The organism is Acinetobacter sp. GD03645 (assembly GCF_029845285.1).
Classification (GTDB): domain Bacteria; phylum Pseudomonadota; class Gammaproteobacteria; order Pseudomonadales; family Moraxellaceae; genus Acinetobacter; species Acinetobacter corruptisaponis.
Map to the genome: position 1 here is coordinate 1 of NZ_JAOCLL010000038.1, position 10,597 is coordinate 10,597.

8 protein-coding genes and 1 pseudogene are annotated in these 10,597 nt (G+C 35.3%); 5 read left to right on the forward strand and 4 right to left on the reverse strand.

Annotation, left to right across the window (positions count from 1 at the left end; translation table 11 throughout):
• Positions 1–749 (reverse strand): hypothetical protein (locus tag N5J47_RS17820; RefSeq protein ID WP_279997005.1); only part of this gene is annotated, 749 nt, incomplete at its 3' end.
• A gap of 400 nt (positions 750–1,149) precedes the next feature.
• Here N5J47_RS17820 and N5J47_RS17825 point away from each other — a divergent pair.
• Complete coding sequence (locus N5J47_RS17825) at positions 1,150–1,551, forward strand: transcriptional regulator (RefSeq protein WP_004674879.1); 402 nt, start codon at positions 1,150–1,152, stop codon at positions 1,549–1,551.
• Here N5J47_RS17825 and N5J47_RS17830 read toward each other — a convergent pair.
• Positions 1,530–1,760: a hypothetical protein gene (locus tag N5J47_RS17830; protein WP_004674882.1), complete on the reverse strand. Its 231-nt coding sequence runs from the start codon at positions 1,758–1,760 to the stop codon at positions 1,530–1,532. The genes N5J47_RS17825 and N5J47_RS17830 overlap by 22 nt on opposite strands.
• Before the next feature lie 379 nt (positions 1,761–2,139).
• On the opposite strand from N5J47_RS17830, the pseudogene N5J47_RS17835 reads away from it, so the two are divergent.
• Together N5J47_RS17835 and N5J47_RS17840 are read left to right on the forward strand one after the other, a co-directional pair.
• Positions 2,140–2,325: pseudogene (locus N5J47_RS17835) on the forward strand (helix-turn-helix transcriptional regulator); the annotation flags it as partial.
• A 453-nt stretch (positions 2,326–2,778) separates the two neighbouring features.
• Positions 2,779–4,002, forward strand: a complete 1,224-nt coding sequence (locus tag N5J47_RS17840; RefSeq protein ID WP_004885576.1) for an integrase arm-type DNA-binding domain-containing protein — start codon at positions 2,779–2,781, stop codon at positions 4,000–4,002.
• A gap of 72 nt (positions 4,003–4,074) precedes the next feature.
• Here N5J47_RS17840 and N5J47_RS17845 read toward each other — a convergent pair whose 3' ends face one another.
• Positions 4,075–5,808: a UvrD-helicase domain-containing protein gene (locus N5J47_RS17845; RefSeq protein WP_005085367.1), complete on the reverse strand. Its 1,734-nt coding sequence runs from the start codon at positions 5,806–5,808 to the stop codon at positions 4,075–4,077.
• Between the two features lie 5 nt (positions 5,809–5,813).
• Positions 5,814–7,913, reverse strand: a complete 2,100-nt coding sequence (locus N5J47_RS17850) for an ATP-dependent endonuclease (RefSeq protein ID WP_005085368.1) — start codon at positions 7,911–7,913, stop codon at positions 5,814–5,816.
• Positions 7,914–8,278: 365 nt separating this feature from the next.
• Between N5J47_RS17850 and N5J47_RS17855 the strand changes: the two genes are divergently transcribed.
• Entirely contained in the window at positions 8,279–9,199 is a 921-nt protein-coding gene (locus tag N5J47_RS17855) for a chromate resistance protein ChrB domain-containing protein (protein WP_004885571.1), read from the forward strand.
• 2 nt (positions 9,200–9,201) lie between these two features.
• A complete protein-coding gene (gene chrA, locus N5J47_RS17860; RefSeq protein WP_004885570.1) occupies positions 9,202–10,554 on the forward strand; it encodes a chromate efflux transporter in 1,353 nt (450 codons plus the stop codon).
• The last annotated feature ends 43 nt before the right edge of the window (positions 10,555–10,597 follow it).

Here is a 10,597-nt window from a genome sequence, read left to right on the forward strand (position 1 = left end):
AGTAAACCATTAGCAGTTAATTTCGCTACTGTTGTATCACCACCCACATTCAATGTACCAGTTGTTGAAATACCTGATGCTTTTACAACAGACTCTGTAGTACCAGTTGCATCGATTCTAGTTACAGTCAAGGCATTGTCAGCATCTGGAACTTTTTTGCCTACTGTAATAGAGTCCTGAGATAAAGGAACTGAAGGCTTATTTGTAACAGTTGGTACAACTGGATTTGGATTTGATCCAACGAAGTTATTACTACCAGCTGCAGTTGGAGTATATTTTAATGTTACTGTTTTACCACTAAAATCACTTTCAGTTTTAGTTGTCGATATACCACTTGATAATTCAACCTTTTGATCATTAATAATTTGGCTAGAAGTGTTTACATTTTTACTATCCGTTTGAATAGTATTATTAGCCACTTGATAAGTAATAGTTTTTGTACCATCAGCATTATGTGTTACAGCAGCACTAGCAGGTACAGGTTGAGAACCAAAAACACTTGTCAATATTGCACTATCAGTATCAGCTGGATTAATAGTAACTGCACCAGTGAACTGTACATTAAAAGGATTCTCTGTCTTACTTGTGCCTGGAATAGCTGGACCAGTCAAAGTACCATTTACATTAATTCCATTTACAGCAGGGTTCGTTACAAAACCCGAACCCGTTTGAGCACTGGTAGCCGCCATCACTGAACTAGACGCAGCAATTGCAATCGCTACAGTTGATAATTGAAAAGATTTTTTCATTAAAAAGACATCCTATTTTTGAAGCATAAACTTTTAATCTCACTAAGCATTTACATTCCAGTTCCAGAGTTGGAATTGTAAAGCCTAGGGAGCTGTCGTATCGCTTGAGTTATTGGCCCAGATCACTTACCCGTTTCATACAAAACTGATATAGAACAGACGATCTAGGCACCCCATGCAGCCGATTCTAATTTTACTTTAAAATTTTATCAATCAAAATTTGATTAAAAATACAGTTTTATTTTAAATAAAGGTAAAACACAATTAAAAAACAATATAAGACACTGAAATTAATATATTTTTAAATTAAAAATATTTCACAATCCAACAACTCTTTATCAATCAAAACTTGATTTAAAAGATGCTAATGTTAAATCACTCAAGACTTGATACAATTTACATGCAGGAATTCAATGAAAAGGAAGCGTTTAGCAAACGCTTAAAACAGCAATTAGCCAAGAAAGGTTGGGTAACAAATAGCCCAACATGGTTAGCAAAAGAATTTAATATTCGTTATAGCGGTCAATCTGTCAGTATCCAGACTGCCAGTAACTGGCTCGCTGGCACAGCCATTCCTAGCCAAGATAAATTGCAAATTTTGGCGGCATGGTTAGATATATCAAGTCAATGGTTAAGATTTGGAGAGCAAAATGCTGAACCAGATCAGGCCTCCACACATAAAAATGTTCAATTTTATATGGATGATCTTCCTTTAAAAATTGCAAAATTAACACCAAAACAAAAGCAACTGGTTTACCAAATCGTAGAGGAGCTTTTATCTCATTCTTCATCCAGTAATTGATCATTGAAATGAGTTTGTAATAACTCCTTTAAAGCAGGATATTTCGTTATTACGGTATCAAGCTGCTGGCGTAATAGTTGGTATTTTACCTTATAAGCATATAAGTCCTGTATTTCCTTTACAGGATAAAGTGCATATTCGATTTGTTCTGAATTAAGTTTATGCATGTAAACAATATGATCCTTTTCTTTACTTAAATCATTTAACATTATTTTCCCCTAACTTTATCTTAAACGCTCATGATCATTTTGTAAAAACAATCACTACAATCCTTGATTTCAATAATCATGAGCAAAGAAACAATTAACCCTTGTATTTCATCATATAAGTGCTTAGGGACAGGATGTGTCAAATTGTATTCTTTAATTTTAAATTTTTTAAAAATTTCCTATCCTTAATGGAATCAACTCCTGCCCCACACATTCAGTTGCTTTACCTTATTTTCAGCCAAATGGTTTGTTCTTTATCATTAATTTTATTTCCGATATTTATTTACAACAATTTATTGGTTTTCCAATAAAAATACAATATTAAAACTGATTGAATTTAATATCACAATTCCGATATTCGGTTAATGAGATCACTTGTGTGTCAAAACTCGGGGACAATTTACGCAAATTTAGACAGGCGCAAAAGCTCACTCAAAAGCAGCTTGCCCAAAAATCTGGTATACCCCAGTCGATCATTTCCCAGCTAGAAACGGGTTCAGCACAATCTACAGGTTCAATCGTTGAACTGGCAAAAGCTCTAAAGATCACCGCAGAAGAGTTAAAAGGGAATCTTAATACAACCAACTTACGGGAAATCGAATCACAAATTCATTTTCCTCAATTTGATGAAATGTTGGTTAGAATGAATATATTAAAAACAGAGGGGAAATTGACGGATGAACAGCTTAGAAGTATTGAAAATATCATTAATTCAATGACAAAAAGTATTCACGTGTTAATGGATAATTTCATGCTTCTACACGAGAAAAAGAAATAATAGGTACACAATAAAAAATCCCCGTGAAATTAATCACGGGGATTTTTAATGTATGGAAGAATTACATCATGCCAATTAACAATCTAACCTTCTATAAATACAAATCACATTACAACCTATCCAATTGATTCAACGATATTTTTATTCTAACCTTCCATAACAATGTAATACATGCAATTACCAATTTTTGTGAGTAAGATTGTGAGTAAGCCCTTTCAAAAATAGCGTTACTCACAACATATGCTGAACGATTTAAAAATCAAAAGATTAAAACCACGTGAAGAATTATACCGCATGGCTGATCATTCAGGGCTCTGTATAGAAGTCCGCCCATCTGGTAGCAAATTCTGGCGTTATCGTTACCGCTTTCTTACTAAAGCAAAAATGCTCACAATCGGTAAATATCCTGAAATTACTTTAGCATATGCTCGATTAAAAACTATTGAATATCGAGAGCAACTTGCCAAAGGAGTAGACCCAATAGGTCACCAGAAAAATGAACGCCTTGAAGCAATTAAAGCAAATAATGGTACATTTCGGTTAGTCGCAAGTGAATTTATAAATTCCCGAAAAGCTCAACAATCCAAGGAATGGGAACAACGCCGAAGCAGTTATTTTGAGAAAGATGTTTACCCTCTTATTGGTAACAAACCTATTCATGAGATTGACTCTATTGATATTAAAACTGTGCTTGATAGCACTATGGCAAGAATCAAAAAATCAGGAAGAGGCACAGGAGAAGTTAAAGGGATTTTTGTAAGACAAATCATTGGTGAGGTTATGGAATATGCAATTATCACAAAACGCATTTCTATAGATCCTACTTATGTTCTTAGGGGTTACATTAAACAGCCAGATGTAACCCATGCCAGACCATTAACTGAGTCTGAAAAAAAAGTACTTATGCTTAAGCTCAATGCATACGGTGGCTCAATTAGCACACGAAATGCTATTAAAGCCGCAATATACACATGGCTTAGAAGCATTGAGATACGTCGAGGTAAAAAGGAATATATTGACTTTGAAGATAAGACATGGACGATTCCAGCAGTATCAAGGGCTGATATTTTGGCTGGCAAGCGCAATATGAAAAAGAACAGAATGCATGTTGTACCATTGTCTGACCAAGCCATTGAAATCATAAAAGAGCAATTTGCACTTTATCCAGATAGTGAATATATATTTGCAGGAGAAGACGGGGAAATGATGGGTAAAACCACATTGAATACAGCCCTGAGTAATATGAAATTAGAGTTCAGGATGCATACTCTAAGAGCAACTGCATCCACTGTGGCTAATGAGAATGGTTTTAATAAGGATTGGGTTGAATTACAACTTGCCCACGTTTCAGATAATAAAACAAGGGCATCGTACAATCATGCTCAATGGTTAAATGATCGTAAAACGATGATGCAATGGTGGGCTGAACATGTAGATAGTTGGGATAAAAATAATAATCTATAGTATAGGTATAAATTCTTTATTTTTTCCCAAAAAATATGTTTAAAAAGTTAGATACATAAGTTGAAAACAACTCTATGTATCTAAACTTAATTCTATTACATTCTCACTTCCAAATAGATTATTCACTGTTACAAGTGCTGTATCAGATAATGTCTGAGTAGCTAACACAGCCAGTCTCGTCATTGGGCGAGAAATAGATACATAGAAAAGATTACGAGCTCTATAAAAACCTTTTGTGTTTGCATTAGTCAACTTTTTAGTCTCAAGCAACTCGAGAAGCTGTGGCCATTTATAATTATTCCATCCACCACCTAAAACTACTAATACATTCTCAAACTCTGCCCCCTTAACACTGTGCTGAGTTGCAAATGGAGTTTGCTTTTCAATAAACTTTGTAACTTCGATTACTTCTTTATATGGAATTTCTCTTAATTTATTATAACGAAGTAGTGTTGAAGACATTTCCGTGTCAGGTGAATTTCTTAGAGAAATAAGCTCATCGTCTCGTCTAAGCACTCTATCTGGGGGGGAGGGACGTTTTGTCTGCTTAAGATGATCTATCACTTGCCCTATAGTCCCCTCTTGTCTTAGTTTTAATAATTGATCCATATCCCGTCGCCAACAAGATTTATCTTCATGCTTCGTTATTGCAGGCCTTGAGCCAAAGATTTTAAACATCTCACCATAATTTGATAAGCTATAGCTAACACTCATTGGTTCAACTATTTCTGCAAAAAATTTTATTACAGGGTCTTCTTTTTTAGCAAATTGATCATTACGTCCGTCAAATACTTTAATTAATTGAGGGTATCCTTGTTCAGATGCTAAAACATTATGGCTTAACATCAGTATCTTAGTTTTTTCAATATCCCACCCCTCATTTTGTAGCCTCTGTATCAAACTTGTACGAGTAGATCGAGCTATATCTATTGGTAAATCATCTTTAGAACTTCTCTCATCTGTTCGTGTCCCCTTATAAGAATTAGTATGAAAAAATCTAGCTTCACCTTTTGCATCTGGCGAACTGACAGCTTGTGGTAAGTCTAGTCTTAAATTATTTAATATATCTACAATTGCTGGAACTGATCGAAAATTTGATCCCTTTGCAATCTCTTCGATTGGATACTCTGCCAATTCATATTCACTACCATAAATAGTCTGCCAATGGTCTCCAAAAAGACCAAAAAGTGGTCCCACCTTTGGTTTTAAGAAATACTCTGTAATAGCATCCATAAATTGGCGATTGGTATCTTGATATTCATCAATAAAAACTACCGGAAACTGATTGCTAAATATTTTCCGAAACTTTTCTTTACTTAGTAATTTAGCCATCATCGTTGGGATATCATCATGACTCAGTGTAATTTTCTGATCATTAACACCAAAAAAGCCCAACTCGTATTCCACTGATTTAGACCCAATGCCACCACCTTGTTCAACTTTTTCTTTTCTTGAATCATCTTCAATAAGAATCTCTCTTATGGCTTTTTGAAATTGGCGCATAAAAGCCCATGAGAATCCATGTATAGTATCGACTAAAATTGCTGGATGGTCTTCAATTTCTTGGGCAATCTCATTTCTTGCAACTTCCGTATAAGTAATACAAGCTACTTTTTTACCTGTTTGCGTTAATGATCTACCACGCTCTTTAATAATGGATTTTAGAGCATGAACTAAAGAAAATGTTTTTCCCGCACCTGCGCCAGCTTCTAGCCGGAAACTTCGTCCTGCTTTTATAGCTGCATTAATTTTTGCTTCAGCTAGTTGAGCTGCAATTATTGCTGGATTGTCTAGAATCTCACTCATGCTACTTATTCGCCTGTAGTTAATTCATAGTTTGATTTTTTTATAGTGTCCATTTCAGATAACCAAATTAGACCTTCCTTGATATATCTTGGTGCCGACCAATCTTCTATTAGAATTGCATATTCTAAGGCGAAATCAGATTTAATAAGCCCTTGTGCTTTTTCCCAAGCAGCAACAGCAATATCTTGTCCTTCAGGTAATTCAAATTTAGAAAGATTAGCTAATATGAAAGCATCCTCATAACTTCTAGCGCATATATTAGTTTCTGGATCTTCTGGTATTTGATATGCAATTCTACGGAACTTAATTTGTTTCTCTTGAGCAGTTTTAGCAATCAAGACTGACGGGGAAATTTGACTATCCTCATTTTTAGCTTTTTTCTTAACTTTACCAGTATCATCGACTTCTTTAGGATAAAACCAGTTTTTAATGGCAGCATTAGATGTATTCTGACCATCAACTACTGGGCATTTCACCCATGCATCTTCCTGTTTTCCATTCTTAGTTATTTTGCCTTTTTTTGTTGAATCTAGATCAGTGATTACTAACGTTTTCAACTCCAGAAAGTCAAGGAGTGGATAAAAAATATGCGCATGTGCTCCACCAACCTCAACACAAGTAACATATTGTCTGGCTAGTTTTTGTGGTTCATCAAGAGACTCATCAACTAATTGACATAACTTTGGCATTAATAAACGTTCTGTTGTCCCTTCAACTAAGATAGCTTTATCAGCAAAGTAAAGATCACATTTCGTTAAGGTCATATATTGATGTAAAAATTTTTGATCTTTAACAGAAATACTACTCAACCCCTTCTTAAAATCTTTAACCTTTGTCTGACGTACGTTTTCTATCTTATGAATTTCATTATAAAAATATCTAACAGCATCAAATTTTGCAGCATTCGCAACATGTGGGGAGTGTGTTGTGATAACAAACTGGATATTCCATTTATCTTTGTTAGAATAATTTTCCGATAATTTTTGAACAGCCACATTTAATTGATTGATAAAAACCTCCTGCATTTGAGGATGTAAATGAGCTTCTGGCTCTTCAATAAATATTAAATGAGTAGCGGGGCTAATTGATTTTGATCTATAGATTTTGTGATAGCTTGCTAACTGTAGCAACATGTAAATCAAATTACGGGTTCCTAGACCATTATACCCTTCTGGTAAATGTACTCCATCAACTCCGCTATAAACGACCTTAGTATGCCCTGATAATAATGATTCCACGTTTAATGATGTCTCTGGTCTTATCTCAGTATCATTAAGACTTGGAAATCCCATTACGTTCATAACTGGTAATAATTCTTTAAGCATGCCATCAAAGTCGAGTTGGACATTATGCTCAATATTTTCAACAGATTGCTTTAATCTTATAGCTAAATTTTGATCTGCCTCAGCAGCAGATGGTGCTGTAGCTGTCTTAAATAGCTCACTAAGCAATTTACCTATTACATCAGCATCCCCTAGTTTTGTTTTATCAAGATTTCTTTGAGCTAATACAAAGTTACATTGTAATAATGCTGTTAAAGCAGATGTGCCTTCAAAATCTCTCGTATTTGTACTATCAGTAGGATCAATTGCACTTACATGAACCCCATAAGCTTTAGACAAATTACCCTTCAAATTTTTATAAAAATGTGTACGAGGTTCAACCACTGCGGAAGATGGGGTAAGGTCAAAAAGCAAATGCATATTTTTCAAAATAGGCCGATACTCAACTCGCGCAATAGCCGTTGTAGAGTCTTCATCTAAATCAATAATAAAAGGGGATAGAGAACCTAAATCAGGAGAAAGTTTATTATATTGAAATGTAAGTATAAGAGAAATTCGAGGAAGTGTTTCGAATATTACTTCTGAACTTTCCCCCGCCTCTCTTAATTCTTTAGCTTTTAAAAATTTTTCTCGTGATAAAACTGAAAAATCCTCTAGCCGAAATCTTGTTCCAGATTCACCACAAAAACAATCAAAAATACTGGTAAAAGATGTCTTTCCACTATTATTACGTCCAACAATTACAGTTGAATTCTCTTCCAATCCGAATTCGACATTCTCAAGAAGCCTAAAACCTTCTACTTTAATTTTTTCAATGCGCATTATTATCCCCAATTATTTATTTTAAGCTTTTAAAAATTCGACTATGAATATAGCTTAATAACTAAGATATTATTATTTCTAAAAATAATAATATACAACTTAAGCATAAACTTTTTAAAGCTATCTAACATAATCTTCAAAATAGAAATTGCCATCTCTACAAGCTAACTACGACTGAGCCTTTTTTCAACACAATAGATCAGTAACGTAAACACATCGAATAGTTTTCAACTTTAATTTTACTTCAATCAAAGCTTGTCTGCCGCCCGTCTTAATATTTATCCTGATATAAGAAATCAGTTCTTAATATTTGTACCACGATACAAGCAATGTAATATAATAAACAAATAAGTTGAGTATATTACATGAAAATATCCTTGCTCATATCCTCGCTACCTACACAGAATACAACCACTCGTATGAGAGTCTGGCGATCTCTCAAAGCAAGCGGCGCAGCAATTCTAAGAGATGGCGTCTATTTGCTCCCTATTTCCCATAGTGAAAAGTTTGATCCTATTGCTAATGATGTTATCTCAGAACAAGGGGCTGCTTATATCTTTCATGCAGAACAACCCTTAAATCTTGAGCTTGCTTCTTTTTTCAGTCGGAAAGAAGAATACGATGCTCTCTATAAACAACTGTCTGAATTAAGAGATCGGCAGACCAAAGATGAAAAGAAAGAGCTGCTCAAGCAAATCCGGAAATTAAGAAAAAGTATCGATGCGCTTGTAGAAATTGACTACTACCCCGATGAAACTCAAGCACAGGTTCTAAATGAGCTTTCCTCTTTAGAACTTTCAATTGCACGTCTTGGTGAAGTGAATGAACCACTAGCAATACAAGCTCATATTCAACTTCTCGATAAAGCTAGTTATCAAAACAGAATTTGGGCAACTCGTAAAAGACCTTGGATTGATCGCCTAGCTTCTGCATGGCTAATCAAGACATTTATTGATACCTCACCAACATTCATTTGGTTAGAAACGCCAAGTGACTGCCCAGAAGAGGCATTAGGATTCGATTTTGATGGTGCAACTTTCAGTCATATCAATCATTGGGTGACCTTCGAAGTTCTTTTACATAGTTTTGATCTAGAAACACCTGCATTAAAGAAAATCGCTGAAATTGTTCATTACCTTGATGTAGGTGGGATTGAACCTCCCGAAGCAATCGGTATTGAAAAAGTTATTCAAGGAATTCGAAGTCAGATAAGTGACGATGATCAATTATTTGCATTATCGAATCACATTTTCGATGGCTTATATGCCAACCTATCAAGAGAATAATCATGGAACAAGAACTTGTTATAGAACCAGAACAAGAAATACAGTCAATTTCATTTTGGCAAGCATTTCTATTCTGGCTGAAATTGGGGTTCATTAGTTTTGGTGGGCCAGCAGGACAAATCGCTGTCATGCACCAAGAACTCGTTGAACAAAAACGTTGGATTTCTGAAAAACGTTTCTTACACGCTCTCAACTACTGCATGTTATTACCCGGACCTGAAGCTCAACAATTAGCAACCTACATAGGTTGGTTAATGCACAGGACTATAGGTGGTATTGTTGCTGGTGTCTTATTCGTTTTACCTTCTTTATTTATCCTGATCGCCCTTTCATGGGTCTATGTAAAGTTTGGTGATGTTCCTATCATTGCTGGTCTCTTTTATGGAATCAAACCAGCTGTTGTTGCTATTGTCTTTCATGCAACTTACCGGATTGGCAGCCGATCATTAAAGAATAAGTTTTTATGGGCAATTGCTGCACTTGCATTCGTTGCTATCTTTTTCTTTAACCTTCCGTTTCCTTTAATTGTTCTAAGCGCTGCAATCATTGGATACTTGGCAAGTAAAAAATATCCAAGCTTTTTTACTGGTGGAAGTTCACATCAGCAAGGTAAAAAAGATTATGGTCCAGCATTAATTGATGATGATACTCCAACCCCAGAACATGCCATATTTAGTTGGAAGCACTTAGGAAAAATTTTATTTATCGGTGCAATTTTATGGTTTACACCCATTATAGGTTTGACTCTTACCTTGGGATGGGAGCATGCCTATACACAAATGGCTTGGTTCTTTACTAAAGCGGCACTGCTAACATTTGGTGGAGCTTATGCGGTATTACCTTACGTGTATCAAGGTGCTGTAAATTTTTATGGTTGGTTGAGTCCAACACAAATGATCGATGGTTTAGCACTAGGTGAAAGTACACCCGGCCCACTGATTATGGTTGTTGCATTTGTCGGATTTTTAGGTGGCTTTAATCATGCACTTTTAGGAAGTGATCATGTATTTTTAGCAGGTGCCTTAGGTGCTGTCATTGTTACTTGGTTTACGTTTCTATTTTCTTTCATTTTCATTCTAGCTGGCGCCCCAGTGATTGAATCAACACACAATGAATTAAAGTTTACTGCACCTTTGACTGCAATTACTGCTGCTGTTGTAGGAGTAATATTGAATTTAGCACTCTTCTTCAGTTATCACGTTTTATGGCCCAATGGATTCAACCATTCTTTCAACTATGAAGCCGCATTCATTGCAATTGCAGCATTCATCGCCTTGTTCCATTTTGAAGTCAAAGTCATGTATGTGATTTTTGCCTCTGCATTCTGTGGCTTGATTCTATATATTGGTGCATAAACTTATAGTTTTATTTCTTAGGGTCTGTTGAGAATTACCGAGG